Annotated in this window: 4 protein-coding genes; 3 read left to right on the forward strand and 1 reads right to left on the reverse strand. The window is 73.0% G+C overall.

What is annotated here, in order from left to right; all coding sequences use genetic code 11:
* The first annotated feature begins 159 nt into the window (after nt 1-159).
* The 3 genes from ACSUPV_RS04450 to ACSUPV_RS04460 are packed head-to-tail and all read left to right on the forward strand — an operon-like array spanning nt 160 to nt 2048.
* A complete protein-coding gene (locus ACSUPV_RS04450; protein ID WP_382616677.1) occupies nt 160-951 on the forward strand; it encodes a thioesterase II family protein in 792 nt (263 codons plus the stop codon).
* Between the two features lie 36 nt (nt 952-987).
* Nucleotides 988-1215, forward strand: a complete 228-nt coding sequence (locus ACSUPV_RS04455) for an acyl carrier protein (RefSeq protein ID WP_031121046.1) — start codon at nt 988-990, stop codon at nt 1213-1215.
* Nucleotides 1212-2048: a 2-oxo acid dehydrogenase subunit E2 gene (locus tag ACSUPV_RS04460; RefSeq protein ID WP_037764834.1), complete on the forward strand. Its 837-nt coding sequence runs from the start codon at nt 1212-1214 to the stop codon at nt 2046-2048. Before ACSUPV_RS04455 ends, ACSUPV_RS04460 begins: the two co-directional genes overlap by 4 nt.
* Before the next feature lie 79 nt (nt 2049-2127).
* Here the strand turns inward: ACSUPV_RS04460 and ACSUPV_RS04465 are convergent, their stop codons facing one another.
* The gene (locus tag ACSUPV_RS04465) at nt 2128-16980 is read right to left on the reverse strand and encodes an SDR family NAD(P)-dependent oxidoreductase (RefSeq protein WP_436946952.1); all 14853 of its coding nucleotides are present in this window, start codon (nt 16978-16980) and stop codon (nt 2128-2130) included.
* Between the last annotated feature and the right edge of the window lie 102 nt (nt 16981-17082).

A 17082-nucleotide genomic window follows, 5' to 3' on the forward strand; every position in this document is an offset into this window, starting at 1 on the left:
GCGCGGGGACCGCGCCGCGGCACGCGGTCCTTTAGCGGAGCTTTGTCGGCCTTTCAACCGCCGTCCCTACCGTCGCAGACGTCAGATCACATCGAGTGCCCCCGGTGCGCTCTCCGCCGTGTGCCACGCGCTCTCGCACCCGGGAGGGCGGAGGAAGGCATGGCCACGGTGCCCACAGAGATCCCGTTCGACGACATCTGGCTGCGTCGCTTCGGCACGGCCCGGGGGCCGAGCGTCCGGCTGGTCTGCCTGCCGCACGCGGGGGGCGCCGCCAGCGCGTTCTTCGCGCTGCACCGCGAGCTGCCGCAGTCCGTCGACTGTGTGGCCGTGCAGTACCCGGGCCGTCAGGAGCGCCGCCACGAGCCGCCGCTGCGGGACGCCCGCGCCCTCGCGGCCCGGGTCGCCTCGGTGCTCGAACCGCTGACCGACCTGCCGCTGGTCCTGTTCGGGCACAGCATGGGCGCCGTCATCGGTTTCGAAACGGCCGGACTGCTGGAGCGCGGCGGCGGCAACACGCCCATCGGGTTCATCGCCTCCGGCCGGCACTCGCCCGCCACGCCCCGCCACGAGACCGTGCACCTGCGGGACGACGACGGGCTGATCGCCGAGATCACCGCGCTGAGCGGCACCGATCCGCAGATCCTGGCCGACCCGGACATGCGGGCCATGATCCTGCCCGCGCTGCGTGCCGACTACACGGCCGTGGAGACCTACCGCCGCGACCCGGGGCTCGTCCTGCGCTGCCCCATCACCGTCTTCACCGGCACCAGCGACCCGCGGGTCACCGACGCGGAGGCGCGGGCCTGGGAGGGGCTGACCACGGGCGGTTTCCGCCTCGAGCGCTTCCCGGGCGGCCACTTCTACCTGGACGGCGCGGAGCGGGCCGTCGTCGCCGCTCTCCTGCGCGATCTCCACGCCTTTTCCCACACCGCGGCGGCCGCGGCCCGTTGACCGTCCGTCGTGGGCCCGAACCCGGAAGGACCGTTCATGAACACGATCGACGATCTTGTCGTGCTGATCCGTGACGAGCTGGGGCTGGCGGTGTCCGTCCAGGACGCCGAGCGGCCCCTGGACGAGATCGCCGGCTGGGACTCCGTCCACCTGCTCTGGCTGACCGCGGCTCTGGAACGCCGTACCGGCCGCAGCGTCTCCCTCCCGGACCTGCTGGAGGCCGGGACCCTGGGGGGCATCTACCAGGCGGCGGTCGCGGCGTGAGCGGCTCCCGGTTCCCCGCGGAGCGGCGGCACACCCTCTACCACTGCGACGAGATCCGCGCGGCCGCCCCCGTCTACCTCGACACCGAGGTGGACATGAGCGGCGTCGAACGCCACCGGGCGGCGGCTCGCCAGGAGGGCCGCCGGTACTCGGTGGTGAGTTACGTCCTCCAGGCCGCGGGCCGGGTGCTGGCCCGCCATCCGGAGGCCAACGCGGCCGTCCGCGGCCGACTGCGCCCCCGGATCGCGCGCTATGACACCGTCAGCGGCAAGGTGACCCTGGACAAGACCCTGGGCGGGCGCCGCGTCGTGCTGGCGACCGTCGTGCCGGAGTTGGAACGGTCGAGCCTGGACGCCGTGCAGCGGCACGTGGAGCGGTTCCGGGACGGGGACCCCGAGCGCATGCCGGAGTTCGCGCCGGTGCGCAAGCTGCACCGGCTGCCCGTGCCGGTGGGCCGGCTGCTGTTCCGGCTGGCGACGCGCTCCCTGGCACACCGCACCGAGCTGGTCGGCACGGTGGCCGTCACCTCGCTCGGCCACCGCCCGGTGGACGGCTTCCAGTCGGTCGGCGGTACGACCGTCACGCTCGGCGTCGGACGCGTGGTGGAGCGTGCCGTCGTGCGGGACGGTGCCGTCGTGGTCGCTCCGGTGATGCGGCTGAGCATGGCGTTCGACCACCGGGTCGTCGACGGCGCCGAAGCGGCCGATGTGCTGGCCGAACTCAAGGAGTTCCTGGAGACGTACGGGCCGCAGGCGGCCCTGGTGCCGGACGGGGACCGGTCGGCCGTCTCCCGGGCGACGGACCCCCGTCCGGCCTCGGCCGCCGGCTCCTGACCCTCGTACCACCGCTCGCACGCTGCCGCGGGCCCGCGCTCCTGACGCGGGCCCGCGGCATCGGTGTCTCCGGCCCCGGTCAGCCCCGGCCCAGCTCACGGTCGATCAGTGCGAACATCTCCTCGTCGCTGGCCGCGGAGAGTTCCGCGCCGGGCTCCTCCCCGGCCGCCGCGGGGCCGGAGGAGTCGGGCCGTGTGTCCTCCAGCTGCCAGAGCAGCGACTTCAGCCGCTTGGCGAGCCGTGACCGCTCCTCGTCGTCGAGGTCGCCCGCGGCCAGCCGTCCTTCGAGTTCGGTGAGGCTCCCGATCCCGGCGTCCGGCTCGGACTCGGCGACCCGACCGGGCAGTTCCGCGTCGAGCAGAGCCGCGAGCGCCTCGGGCGTCGGGTTGTCGAACACCGCGGTGGCCGAAAGGCGCAGCCCCGTCGCCGCGTTGAGGCGGTTGCGCAGTTCCACCGAGGCCAGCGAGTCGAAGCCGATGGTCTTGAACGCGGCGTCACGGGGCACGGCGTTCGACGACCCGTGCCCGAGCACCACGGCGGCGTGCGTGCGGACGAGCTTCACCAGCGCCTCGGCCCGCTCCGCGGGCGGCAGGGCAGCAGCCGGCAGGCCCTGCCCCCCGTCCGCCCCGGCGAACGCGTCCGCGCTCGCGGCGCGGCGCGCCACCGGCCTGATGACCTTGCTCAGCACCGCCGGGACGTCGGCTCCCTGTTCGGCGCGCGTGCTCAGCCGGGCCGGCACGACCACGGCCTCGCCCTGCGCGACGGCGGCGTCCAGCAGCGCCAGGCCCTCGTCCGTGGCCAGCGGCAGGATGCCGCTGCGGCTCAGCCGGGCCACGTCGGCGTCACCCAGGTGCCCGGACAGCTCGCTCTCCTGCGCCCAGTAGCCCCAGGCCAGCGAGACCGCCGGGTGCCCGTGGGCCCGGCGGCGCTGCGCCAGGGCGTCCAGTCCGGCGTTGGCGGCCGCGTAGTTGCCCTGGCCCGCCGTGCCGAGGGTGCCCGCGATCGACGAGAACAGCACGAAACGGCTCAGGTCGAGCGGCCGGGTCAGCTCGTCGAGATGGCCGGCCGCGGCCACCTTGGGGGCCAGGACCCGGTCCACGGCGTCGGCGTCGAGGGCTTCGATCGTGCCGTCGGCGGTCACTCCGGCCGCGTGGACGACCGCGGTCAGCGGATGCGCGTCCGGGACGGCCGCCAGCAGCCGCGCCACGTCCTCGCGCCGCGACACATCGCACCCGGCCACCGTGACCGCCGCTCCGAGTGCCGTCAGCTCGGCCCGCAGTTCCGCCGCTCCCGGCGCGTCCGGCCCGCGCCGGCTGGTCAGCAGCAACCGCCGTACGCCGTGCGCGGTCACCAGATGCCGGGCGACCTGGGCCCCGAGGGCTCCCGTGCCGCCGGTGACCAGGACGGTGCCGTCGGGATCCAACGGGGACGGCACGGTCAGCACGATCTTGCCCGTGTGGCGGGCCTGGCTCATGAAACGGTAGGCCTCGGGGGCGCGGCGCACGTCCCAGGTCCGCACGGGCAGCGGGTCGAGCACGCCCGCCTCCAGCAGGGCCACGATCTCGCCGAGCATCTGCCGGATCCGGTCCGGGCCCGCGTCCATCAGGTCGAACGCCTGGTAGGTGACGCCCGGATGGTGTGCCGCGACGTCGGCGGCGTCGCGAATGTCGGTCTTGCCCATCTCGACGAACCGCCCGCCCTCGGGCAGCAACCGCAGTGAGGCGTCCACGAACTCCTTCGCCAGCGAGTTCAGCACGACCCGCATCCCGCCGCCGGAGACACGCAGGAACCGTTCGACGAACTCCAGGTCGCGCGAGGAGGCGATCCGCTCCTCCGGCAGCCCCAGTTCACGCAGCAGCCGCTGCTTCGCCGGGCCGGCGGTCGCGTACACCTCCGCTCCCCAGTGCCGCGCGAGTTGCACGGCGGCCATGCCGACGCCGCCGGTCGCCGCGTGCACCAGGACCGCGTCGCCGTCCGCCAGCCGCCCCAGGTCACGCAGGCCGTAGTAGGCGGTGAGGAAGACGACCGGCACGGAGGCGCCCTGCGCGAAGGTCCAGCCCTCGGGCATCCGCACCAGCAGGCGCTCGTCCGCGACGGCCACCGGCCCGAAGGAGTGGGGCAGCAGACCCAGCACCCGGTCCCCGGGCTTGAGTCCGGTCACCCCAGGCCCCACCTCCATGACGACACCGGCGCCCTCGCTGCCCATCACCTGCTCCCCGGGGTACATCCCGAGCGCCATCAGCACGTCCCGGAAGTTCAGCCCGGCCGCACGCACCGCCACCCGGACCGTGCCGGGGCCGAGCGGCCCGGTCGTCTCCTCGCAGGGGACCAGCCCGAGCGATTCGATGGTGCCCGGCTCGGTGGTGTCCAGCCGCCAGGCGGCGGCGCCCGTGGGCGGGGACAGGGGCGGGTCGTCGCGCAGGGGGACGAGGTGGGGGGTGTGGAGGGTGCCGTGGCGCAGGGCCAGTTGTGGGGCTGTGGCGGTGAGGGCTTGGGGCAGGTGGGTGGGATGGTCGTCGGTGTCGAGGAGGCGGATGCGGTCGGGGTTCTCGGTCTGGGCGGTGCGGGCCAGGCCCCACAGGGCGGCGTGGGCCGGGTCGACGGGGTCGCCGGGGTCCAGGGCGTGGGCGTGGCGGGTGAGGATGACCAACGGGGTGCCGGTCAGGCGGGGTTCGCTGAGGTACTGCTGGAGCAGGGCGAGCAGGGCGTGCACCGCCTCGCGGACCGCGATGCCGGAGGGTGGGGCGTAGATGACCGTCCGCGGGGGGTGGTCGTGGTCGGTGAGGAGGGTGGTCAGGTCCGGGTGGTGGCGGGTGCCGGTGAGGAGGGCGGTCGGGTCCGGGTGGGGGGTGTCGGTGGGGGGTGCCGGGGTGGTGAGGGTTGCCCAGCCGGTGGTGTTCGCCGGGGTGGCGGGCAGGGGCTGCGGTGTCCAGCGCAGGGTGTAGAGGTGGTCGGTGGTGGTCGGTGTGTCGGTCGTGGTGAGGGTGCGCAGGGTCAGCTCGCCGATCTCGGCGACCAGACCGCCCTGACCGTCGTAGAGGGTGAGGGCGACCGTGCTCTCGTCCAGCTCACGTACGACCGTGCGCAGTCGGGTGGCTCCCGTGGCGTGCAGGGTCACGTCGGCCCACGCGAACGGTACCCGCACGTCCGTGGCCTCGCCGTCGACGAGGAGGGCGTGCAGGGCTGCGTCGAGCAGGGCGGGGTGCAGGCCGAAGGCGTCGGAACCGCTGTGGCTGCCGGTGTTTTCGTCGGGCAGGGTGACCTCCGCGTAGCGGATGTCACCGGCACGCCACAGCCCGGTCAGGCCTTGGAAGCCCGGGCCGTACGCGTATCCGCGCCCGGCCAGCTCGTCGTAGGCGTCCGTCAGGTCGACGGGGATCGCGCCAGGGGGCGGCCATGCTCCCTGCCACCCTTCGCCGGACGTGTCCCCCTGCGGCGCGAGCCGGCCTGTGGCGTGGCGGGTGTAGGGGCGTGCCGGGTCGTCGTCGGGGCGGGCGTAGATCTCGACGGCTCGCCGGCCGTTCTCGTCCTCGTCGAACGGCTCGACGGTGAGTTGGAGTTGCAGGCCACTGGCGACCGGGAGTTCCAGGGGCGCTTCGAGGGTGAACTCCTCCAGCACCGGACAGCCCGTCTCCTCACCCGCCCGCAACGCCATCTCCGCCAGCGCCGCCCCCGGGACCAGCACCCGGCCCCGAATCTCATGCCCAGCCAGCCAACCATGGGAGCTGCGCGAGACACGACCGGTGATCACCGTCGTGTCCGTACCGGCAACCGTCACCGCCGCACCCAGCAGACCATGACCGAAACCACCCAGACCCAGCCCCTCCGGATCACCACCCCCGGAAGACGACTGAAGCCAGTAACGCCGATGCTGGAAGGCATACGTCGGCAACACCACCCGACGCCCACCAACACCCGCGAACACCTGCCGCCACTCCACCCCCACCCCGGCAGCGAATGCAGTCCCCACACCCGCCAACAACGCCTCCGCCGGCGCCTGCGGCCCCCTCGACAACACCGACCACGTCACCGGCTCATCCGGCAGACACTCCTGCCCCATCACCGACAACACCGCGGACGGACCCACCTCCATGAACACCGACACACCCACCGAACGAGCCGCCCGCACCCCCTCGGCGAAACGAACCGGCTCCCGCACATGCCGCACCCAGTACCCCGGGTCACACACCGTCCCCGCCTCCACCACCTCACCCGTCACGTTCGACACCAACGGGATCCGCGGCGGCTGGTAGTCCAACTCCCCTGTGACACGGGAGAACTCTTCCAGCATCGGTTCCATGAGTGGGGAGTGGAACGCGTGCGACACCGTCAGACGCCGTGCCTGCCCCCCGGCCGCCTCCCACCGCGCCACCAACTCATCCACCCGCCGACCCGCACCGGAGATCACCACCGAACGCGGACCATTGACCGCAGCCACCGCCACCTGCGGCACACCCGCCAGCAACGCCTCCACCTCGGCGACACCACCCCGAAGCGACACCATCGCCCCACCCGCCGGCAACGCCTGCATCAACCTGCCCCGCGCCGCCACCAGACGACACGCATCCTCCAGCGACCACACCCCCGCGCAATACGCCGCCGCCACCTCACCCACCGAATGCCCCACCAACACACCCGGCCGCACCCCCCACGCCCACAGCAGCCGGAACACCGCCACCTCGAACGCGAACAACCCCGCCTGCGCGAACTCCGTCTGATGCACCAACCCCTCATCAGCACAAAGGACTTCACCGAGCGGACGGCTCAACAGACCGTCGAAGCCCGCACACACCTCCTCGAACGCCTCCCGGAACACCCCGAACCCCGACAACCCCGAACCCATCCCCGGCCACTGCGCACCCTGACCGGTGAACAACAACCCCACACCGGCCGAGGAGATCGCCGGCGTGACAGTGGCCTCGGCCATGTCTGCCAGGCTCCGCGACAGTTCTTCGACATCCGAGCCGACGACCACGGCCCGGTAGTCCCCCACCGCCCGCGACAACAGCGACACACCCACATCCAGCGCATCCACACCCAGCGCATCCGCACCCACGGCGAACTCCCGCAACCGCGCCGCCTGCGCCCGCAACCCCTCCGCGCTGCGCGCCGACACCACCCACGGCACCGCCGGCAACGCATCCGCCACCACCACAGGCGGCTCCGCCGACTCCGGCGCCGCCTCCAAGATCACATGCGCGTTCGTCCCACTGATACCGAACGACGACACCCCCGCCCGACGCACCTCACCCGTCTCCGGCCACGGCTGGGGCTCCGTCAGCAGTGCGACATGTCCGGAGTCCCAGTCGACATGCGTCGAGGGCCGGTCGACGTGCAGGGTCGGCGGCAGTTCGCCGTGCCGCATCGCCTCGATCATCTTGATCACACCGGCGACACCGGCCGCGGCCTGGGTATGACCCAGGTTGGACTTCACCGACCCCAGCCACAACGGCCGCTCCGGCGTGTGCTCACGGCCGTACGTCGCGAGGAGGGCGTCGACCTCGATCGGGTCGCCGAGTTTCGTTCCGGTCCCGTGTCCCTCGACGACGTCCACCTGGCCGGCCTCCAACCGCGCGTTGGCCAGGGCCTGGCGGATGACGCGTTGCTGGGAGGGGCCGTTGGGGGCGGTCAGGCCGTTGGAGGCGCCGTCCTGGTTGACCGCCGAACCGCGCAGCACCGCCAGTACCTCATGACCGTTGCGCCGCGCCTCGGACAGCCGCTCCAACAGCACCAGACCGACACCCTCGCTCCAGCCCGTGCCGTCCGCCGCCTCCGCGAACGCCTTGCACCTCCCGTCCGGCGACAACCCCCGCTGCCGCGAGAACTCGACGAAGGTGTTGGGCGTGGCCATCACGGTGACACCGCCTACGAGGGCCCGGTCGCACTCGCCGTCGCGCATCGCCTGGGCGGCGAGGTGCAGGGCGACCAGGGAGGAGGAGCACGCCGTGTCGACCGTCACCGCCGGGCCTTCCAGCCCGTAGGCGTACGCCACCCGTCCCGAGAGCACACTCGACAGGTTGCCGGTGAGTGCGTAGCCCTCGATCTCCTGGTGCTCGGTCGACATGCGGGGGGCGTAGTCGTGGTACATCACGCCGATGTAGACGCCGGTGCGGGAACCGCGCAGGGCGTCCGGATCGACACCCGCCCGCTCCAGTACCTCCCACGACACCTCCAGCACCAACCGCTGCTGCGGATCCATCGCCAACGCCTCACGCGGCGAAATACCGAAGAACTCCGCATCGAAATCACCCGCATCATGCAGAAAACCGCCATGACGCGTATACGACTTCCCCGACCGCCCCGGATCCCCGTCGAACAGATCCGCATCCCAACCACGATCCCCCGGGAACTCCGAAATACCCTCCCCACCCGAGCGCACCAGATCCCACAAGCCCTCTGGAGAAGCCACACCCCCCGGATAACGGCACGCCATCCCCACCACCACGACCGGATCATCCACGTCGGCGGTCGAGGGCGAGGCGGAACGAGTCACGGGGGCGGGGGCGGAAGCGGCGGCTCCGAGGAGTTCGTCACGCAGGTGTCGGGCCAGAGCGGCCGGGGTCGGGTGGTTGAAGACGACCGTGGGAGCGAGCCGGGTGCCGGCTGCCGCGTTGACCCGATTGCGCAGCTCCACGGCGGTCAGCGAGTCGAAGCCGAGTGCCTTGAAGTCCTGGTCGGGGTCGATCGCTCCGGCGCTGTCGTGGCCGAGCACCCGTGCTGCCTCGGCACGCACGAGTCCGAGCAGTTCGGCATGGAGCGCCGGTTCGTCGACTCCGGCCGGCCCTGCGGTCAGGGCGGTGATGCCGGGCGTAGCGGCGGAGGCCGCCGCCCTGCGCACGGGGCGTGTGACGAAGTCCCGGAGGAGGAAGGGGACGTCGTCGTTTCCGGCGTGGGCGCGCAGTGCCTGCAGATCGAGGCGTACGGGGACGATGTTCGGGATGCCGGTGCGCAGGGCCGCGTCGAGTGAGGCGAGTCCGAGTGCGGGGGTCAGCGGGGCGATGCCGGCGCGGGCCCAGCGGGCCAGGTCGGCGTCGCCGAGCGCGGCACCCATGCCCCCGGGGCCGCCGGGCTCGCCGGTGTCGTCGGTCTGGCCGGTGTCGCCGGTCTTGCCGGTGTCCGCCCAGAGTCCCCAGGCGAGGGCCTGGCCCGGCAGTCCTAGGGCGCGGCGGTGTGCGGCCAGGGCGTCCAGCCAGGCGTTGGCCGCCGCGTAGTTGCCTTGACCCGGTGTGCCCAGCAGACCGGCCACCGAGGAGAAGAGCACGAACGCGTCGAGGTCGAGGTCGCGCGTCAGCTCGTCGAGGTGTGCCGCGGCGTCCACCTTGGGTGCGAGGACGGCGTCGACCGCTTCTGGTGTGAGGGAGGTGATCGTCGCGTCGGCGAGGACCCCCGCGGCGTGTACGACAGCGGTCAACGGCCGGTCCTCGGGCACGGCCGCGAGTACCTCGGCGAGGGCCTCCCGGTCGCTGACATCACACCGGGCGAAGGTCACCTCGGCACCCAACTGCCGCAGTGTGCTGCGCAGTTCTCCCGCTCCTGGGGTATCACCGCCGCGCCGACCGGTCAGCAGCAGGTGCCGCACGCCGTGTGTCGCCACCAGGTGGCGTGCGACGAGGCTTCCCAGGGCACCCGCCCCGCCGGTGATCAGCACCGTCCCGTCCTGACGCCAGGTCCCCGGTGTCCCGGGTTCCTCCCCCGGGAGGCGGAGGCGGGTGAGGTGGGGGGTGTGGAGGGTGCCGTGGCGCAGGGCCAGTTGTGGGGCTGTGGCGGTGAGGGCTTGGGGCAGGTGGGTGGGATGGTCGTCGGTGTCGAGGAGGCGGATGCGGTCGGGGTTCTCGGTCTGGGCGGTGCGGGCCAGGCCCCACAGGGCGGCGTGGGCCGGGTCGACGGGGTCGCCGGGGTCCAGGGCGTGGGCGTGGCGGGTGAGGATGACCAACGGGGTGTCGGTCAGGCGGGGTTCGCTGAGGTACTGCTGGAGCAGGGCGAGCAGGGCGTGCACCGCCTCGCGGACCGCGATGCCGGAGGGTGGGGCGTAGATGACCGTCCGCGGGGGGTGGTCGTGGTCGGTGAGGAGGGTGGTCAGGTCCGGGTGGTGGCGGGTGCCGGTGAGGAGGGCGGTCGGGTCCGGGTGGTGGCGGGTGCCGGTGAGGAGGGCGGTCGGGTCCGGGTGGGGGGTGTCGGTGGGGGGTGCCGGGGTGGTGAGGGTGGCCCAGCCGGTGGTGTTCGCTGGGGTGGCGGGCAGGGGCTGCGGTGTCCAGCGCAGGGTGTAGAGGTGGTCGGTGGTGGTCGGTGTGTCGGTCGTGGTGAGGGTGCGCAGGGTCAGCTCGCCGATCTCGGCGACCAGACCGCCCTGACCGTCGTAGAGGGTGATCTCCACGGTGGCCGGGCCGGTCGGGACCGCCTTGACCCGCAGGTGTGTGGCGCCGGTGGCGTGCAGGGAGACACGCGCCCAGGTGAAGGGCACCCGGAGGTCGGTGTCCTCGTTGTCGACGAGGAGGGTGTGCAGGGCTGCGTCGAGCAGGGCGGGGTGCAGGCCGAAGGCGTCGGAACCGCTGTAGCTGCCGGTGTGCTCTTCGGGCAGGGTGACCTCCGCGTAGCGGACGTCACCGGCACGCCACAGCCCGGTCAGACCTTGGAAGCCCGGGCCGTACGCGTATCCGCGCCCGGCCAACTCGTCGTAGGCGTCCGTCAGGTCGACCGGTGTGGCCTCGGGAGGCGGCCATGCCCCGAGCCAGTCCTCGGCCACCCCGCCACGCTGAGGAGCGAGCCGTCCCGTGGCACAACGGGAGTACGGACGGGTGGGATCGTCGCCGGGACGGGCGTGGACGGCAATCGTGCGCCGACCGGTTCCGTCGCCTTCGAGCGGCTCGACGGTGAGTTGGAGTTGCAGGCCACTGGCGACCGGGAGTTCCAGGGGCGCTTCGAGGGTGAACTCCTCCAGCACCGGACAGCCCGTCTCCTCACCCGCCCGCAACGCCATCTCCACCAGCGCCGCCCCCGGGACCAACACCCGGCCCCGAATCTCATGCCCAGCCAGCCAACCATGAGAGGCCCGCGAGACACGACCGGTGATCACCGTCGTGTCCGTACCGGCAACCGTCACCGCCGCACCCAGCAGACCATGACCGAAACCACCCAGACCCAGCCCCTCCGGATCACCACCCCCGGAAGACGACTGAAGCCAGTAACGCCGATGCTGGAAGGCATACGTCGGCAACACCACCCGACGCCCACCAACACCCGCGAACACCTGCCGCCACTCCACCCCCACCCCGGCAGCGAACGCAGCCCCCACACCCGCCAACAACGCCTCCGCCGGCGCCTGCGGCCCCCGCGACAACACCGACCACGTCACCGGCTCATCCGGCAGACACTCCTGCCCCATCACCGACAACACCGCGGACGGACCCACCTCCATGAACACCGACACACCCACCGAACGAGCCGCCCGCACCCCCTCGGCGAAACGAACCGGCTCCCGCACATGCCGCACCCAGTACCCCGGGTCACACACCGTCCCCGCCTCCACCACCCCACCCGTCACGTTCGACACCAACGGGATCGCCGGAGCGTTGTACGTCAACTGCCGCGTCACCTCACGGAAGTCCTCCAGCATCGGTTCCATCAGCGGGGAGTGGAACGCGTGCGACACCGTCAGACGCCGCGCCCGCCCCCCGGCCGCCTCCCACCGCGCCACCAACTCATCCACCTGCCGACCCGCACCGGAGATCACCACCGAACGCGGACCATTGACCGCAGCCACCGCCACCTGCGGCACACCCGCCAGCAACGCCTCCACCTCGGCGACACCACCCCGAAGCGACACCATCGCCCCACCCGCCGGCAACGCCTGCATCAACCTGCCCCGCGCCGCCACCAGACGACACGCATCCTCCAGCGACCACACCCCCGCGCAATACGCCGCCGCCACCTCACCCACCGAATGCCCCACCAACACACCCGGCCGCACCCCCCACGCCCACAGCAGCCGGAACACCGCCACCTCGAACGCGAACAACCCCGCCTGCGCGAACTCCGTCTGATGCACCAACTCGTCATCAGCACAGAGGACTTCACCGAGCGGACGGCTCAACAGACCATCGAAGCCCGCACACACCTCCTCGAACGCCTCCCGGAACACCCCGAACCCCGACAACCCCGAACCCATCCCCGGCCACTGCGCACCCTGACCGGTGAACAACAACCCCACACCACCGCCGGAAGCCGCGGGAAGCACGGGAGTGTCGGCGACCCGCGCCAGGCCTTCCGTCAAGGCGGCCAGGTCCGAGCCGACGACCACGGCCCGGTAGTCCCCCACCGCCCGCGACAACAGCGACACACCCACATCCAGCGCATCCACACCCAGCGCATCCGCACCCACGGCGAACTCCCGCAACCGCACCGCCTGCGCCCGCAACCCCGCCGCACTGCGCGCCGACACCACCCACGGCACCGCCGGCAACGCATCCGCCACCACCACAGGCGGCTCCGCCGACTCCGGCGCCGCCTCCAAGATCACATGCGCGTTCGTCCCACTGATACCGAACGACGACACCGCCGCCCGACGCACCTCACCCGTCTCCGGCCACGGCTGGGGCTCCGTCAACAGCGACACCGCGCCCGTGCTCCAGTCCACATGACTGGTGGGCCGGTCGACATGCAAGGTCGGCGGCAGTTCGCCGTGCCGCATCGCCTCGATCATCTTGATCACACCGGCGACACCGGCCGCGGCCTGAGTGTGACCCAGGTTGGACTTCACCGACCCCAGCCACAACGGCCGCTCCGGCGTGTGCTCACGGCCGTACGTCGCCAGCAGGGCCTGTGCCTCGATCGGGTCGCCCAGGGTCGTGCCCGTGCCGTGGGCCTCGACGACGTCCACCTGCCCCGCGCCCAGCCCGGCGTTGGCCAGGGCCTGGCGGATGACGCGTTGCTGGGAGGGGCCGTTGGGGGCGGTCAGGCCGTTGGAGGCCCCGTCCTGGTTGACCGCCGAACCGCGCAGCACCGCCAGTACCTCATGACCGTTGCGCCGCGCCTCGGACAGCCGCTCCAACAGCACCAGACCGACACCCTCACTCCAGCCCGTGCCGTCCGCCGCCTCCGCGAACGCCTTGCACCTCCCGTCCGGCGACAACCCCCGCTGCCGCGAGAACTCGACGAACATGCCGGGGGAACCCATGACGGTGACGCCCCCGGCGACGGCGAGGGTGCAGTCGCCGTTGCGCAGGGCCTGGGCGGCGAGGTGCAGGGCGACCAGGGAGGAGGAGCACGCCGTGTCGACCGTCACCGCCGGGCCCTCCAGCCCGAACGCGTAGGCCACGCGCCCGGACAGCACGCTCACGGTGCTGCCGGTGAGCAGGTGCCCGCCGTGGCCGTCGTGGCCGTCCGCGAGTCGTGGGCCGTACTCGTGGGTGGTCGCGCCGATGTAGACGCCGGTGCGGGAACCGCGCAGGGCGTCCGGATCGACACCCGCCCGCTCCAGCACCTCCCACGACACCTCCAGCACCAACCGCTGCTGCGGATCCATCGCCAACGCCTCACGCGGCGAAATACCGAAGAACTCCGCATCGAAATCACCCGCATCATGCAGAAAACCGCCATGACGCGTATACGACTTCCCCGACCGCCCCGGATCCCCGTCGAACAGATCCGCATCCCAACCACGATCCCCCGGGAACTCCGAAACACCCTCCCCACCCGACCGCACCAACTCCCACAAACCCTCCGGAGAAGCCACACCCCCCGGATAACGGCACGCCATCCCCACCACCACGACCGGATCATCCACGTCGGGGGCGGGAGCGGTGGTCGCGGTGGGGTCTTCGGCTCCCGAGAAGGAGGCGCGAAGGTGTGCGGCGAGGCGTTCGGGGGTGGGGTGGTCGAAGAGGAGGGAGCTGGGCAGGTCGAGTCCGGTGGCGTCGGCCAGGCGGTCCCTGAGGGTGACGGCAGAGATCGAGTCGAAGCCCAGGTCGCGGAAGGCCCGGCGGGTCTCCAGGGCCGACGGGTCGGTGTAGCCAAGGACGTCGGCGGCCTCCGCCGTGACGAGGGCGAGGGCGTCGGCCGGGCCGAGGTGCGCACCGGACGTGACCAGGGCCGAAGACGCGGCGGATCCGGGGAGGGCCGAGGACGCGGCGGATGCGGGGAGGGCCGGGGATACGGCTGATTCGGAGAGGGCCGAGGGCGTCGGCGCCGGGCCGGGGTGGGCCGGTGCCTGGGCCGGTCCCTCCAGCCAGTGGCGTTCGCGCTGGAAGGCGTAGGTGGGGAGGTCGACGTGGTGGGTGCCGGTGCCGTGGAAGACGGCCGGCCAGTCCACGGGGACGCCGTGCAGATGGGCGCGGGTCACCGCCGTGAGGACCTCGCGGGCCTCGGGGGTGGCACCCCGGCGCAGGGGGATCGCCGAGGTGGCGGGCAGGCAGTCCTCGGCCATGGCGGACAGGACGCCGTCGGGTCCGATCTCGACGAGGGTGGTGACCCCGGTGGCATCCAGGTGGCGCAGGGCGTCGTGGAAGAGAACGGTGTCGCGGACGTGGCGCACCCAGTGGCCGGGGTCGCCGATCTCGTCCGCTGTGAGTTCCCGGCCCGTCAGGGCGGACACCAGCGGGATGCGCGGCGGCCTCGGCTCCAGGGTGGCGGCGACGGCCGCGAAGTCGGCGAGCATGCCGTCCATGTGCGCGGAGTGGAAGGCGTGGCTGACCCGCAGCCGGCGGGTCTTCCAGCCCCGGTCGGCGCAGGCGCGGGCGAGACGGTCGACGGCGTCGGCGTCCCCGGAGACGACGGTGGCGGTGGGGCCGTTGACGGCGGCCAGGTCGAGTCCGCGGATCGCGTCGGGGCCGTCGAGCAGTTCCGCCACGCGGGCCGAGGCGGCCCGGACGGAGAGCATGGCTCCGCCGCCCGGCAGGGCCTGCATCAGCCCGCCCCGGGCGGCGACGAGCTTGCAGGCGTCGGGCAGGGTGAGCACTCCGGCGACGTTCGCGGCGGCGAGTTCGCCGATGGAGTGGCCCGCGACGACGTCCGGCTGGAGGCCCCAGCTCTCCAGCAGCCGGAACAGGGCGACCTCGAAGGTGAAGAGGGCCGGCTGGGCGTAGACCGTGCGGTGCAGGTCGGGGTCGTCGTCGGCGAAGAGGACGTCGCGCAGGGGGCGGTCGGTGTACGGGGCGAGGGCCGTGTCGAACGCGGCGCACAGCTCGTCGAACGCGGCGCGGAACACCGGCCATACGGCGTGCAGTTCGCGGCCCATGGCCGCCCGCTGGCTGCCCTGGCCTGCGAAGAGGTGGGCGATGCGGCCGCCACGGGGGGTGCCGCGCAGGACGCCGGGGGCGGGGGTGTCGTCGGCGAGCGCGGCGAGGCCCGCGAGCAGGGCGGCGGGGACGGTGTCCGCCCGGCCGGCCGTCGGCGCGGTGGGCAGGGCGGGGAGGACGGCGGCGCGGTACTCGAAGGCGGAGCGCGTGGTGGCGAGTGCCCGGGCGACGTCGACGGGCGGCAGCTGCCCACCGGTCTCCGTGAGGTGGGTGTGCAGGCGGCGGGCCTGGGCGCGCAGGGCAGCGGCGCTGCGGCCGGACAGCAGGAAGGGGAGCACGCCGACGGCGGTGACCGGTGCGGGGGCGGGCTCCGCGGGCGGGGGTGTGCGGCCCGGGGGTTCGGCGACGACGACGTGGGCGTTGGCGCCGCCCATCCCGAAGGAGCTGACACCGGCGATCAGCCGTCGCCCGGTGTGCGGCCACGGCCCGTGCTCACCCTGGACGCGCAGGCCCAGTTCGGTGAGGGGGATGGCGTCGGGCGCGGCGCGGAAGTGGAGGCTGCGGGGCAGTTCGCGGTGCTGGACGCAGAGCAGTGTCTTGATCAGGCCGGTGATTCCGGCGGCGCCCTCCAGGTGGCCCACATTGGTCTTGGCGGAGCCGACGCGCAGCCGGTCCTGGCCGGTCCGGCCGGTGCCGAGGGCCGCGCCGAGAGCCGCCGCCTCGACGGGGTCGCCGAGCCGGGTTCCGGTGCCGTGCAGTTCCACGTACTGGATGTCGCCGGGGGCGACGCCGGCGCGGTCGCAGGCCAGGCGCAGCAGGTCGGCCTGTCCGTGGGTGCCGGGGGTGGTGAGGGTGCCGGTGGCGCCGTCGTTGTTGACGGCGCTGCCCAGGATCACGCCGAGGATCCGGTCGCCGTGGTCGAGGGCGTCCGAGAGCCGCTTGAGCAGGACGATGCCGCCGCCCTCGCCGCGTACGTAGCCGTCCGCGCGGGCGTCGAAGGTGTGGCTGCGGCCGGCCGGTGACAGGGCGCCGAAGGCCTCGGTGACGTCGTAGCCCTCGGCGGCGAGGTTGAGGTGCACGCCGCCGGCGAGCGCGAGGTCGGACTCGCCGCCGCGCAGGCTCTCGCAGGCCAGGTGGACGGCCGTGAGCGAGGACGACTGGCCGGTGTCGACGGTGAGGCTGGGTCCGGTGAGGCCGAGTGTGTAGGAGACCCGGTTGGCGATGATGCCCCGGTGCAGACCGGTCGCGGTGTGCTGGCCGACGGCGTGCGGGCCGTGGCGCTGGGTGAGGCGGGCGTAGTCGTCGGCCATGGCGCCGATGAACACGCCGGTGCGGGTGCCGCCGAGGGTCGCCGGGACGGTGCCCGCGCGCTCCAGGGCCTCCCAGGTGAGTTCCAGCACCAGCCGCTGCTGCGGGTCCATGGCGGCGGCCTCGCGGGGGCCGATGCCGAAGAACGCCGGGTCGAACCGGTCGACGTGGTCGAGGAAGGCGCCCTTGCGGGTGGCGGCCCGTGTCCCGGGGCTGTCGTGCAGCTCGGGGCGGTCGGCGGGGAGGCCGGTGACGGTGTCGCGGCCGTCGCGCAGCACCTGCCAGAACGCTTCCGGGGTGTCGGCCGACGAGAGACGGCACGCGGTTGCCACCACGGCGACGGCCGAGGTGCCGTCGGGTCGTGCGAGGTCCTGGGCCACCGGTTCCGACACGGTCCAACTCCGATCCGTCGGGCCCGGCGAGGCGCGCGGATGACCGTGCCGGGCGCTGTCGTGGTCATGCTGGGCAGCGGGGCTAAAGCGGGACTAACCGTG

The sequence above is a fragment of the Streptomyces sp. SudanB52_2052 genome, from assembly GCF_964272415.1.
In the GTDB taxonomy this organism is placed as follows: domain Bacteria; phylum Actinomycetota; class Actinomycetes; order Streptomycetales; family Streptomycetaceae; genus Streptomyces; species Streptomyces olindensis.

What these genes read in the sequence shown, in the direction of transcription:
- ACSUPV_RS04455 (WP_031121046.1), top strand. Translation starts at nt 988, where the DNA reads ATGAACACGATCGACGATCTTGTCGTGCTGATCCGTGACGAGCTGGGG.
- ACSUPV_RS04450 (WP_382616677.1), top strand. Translation starts at nt 160, where the DNA reads ATGGCCACGGTGCCCACAGAGATCCCGTTCGACGACATCTGGCTGCGT.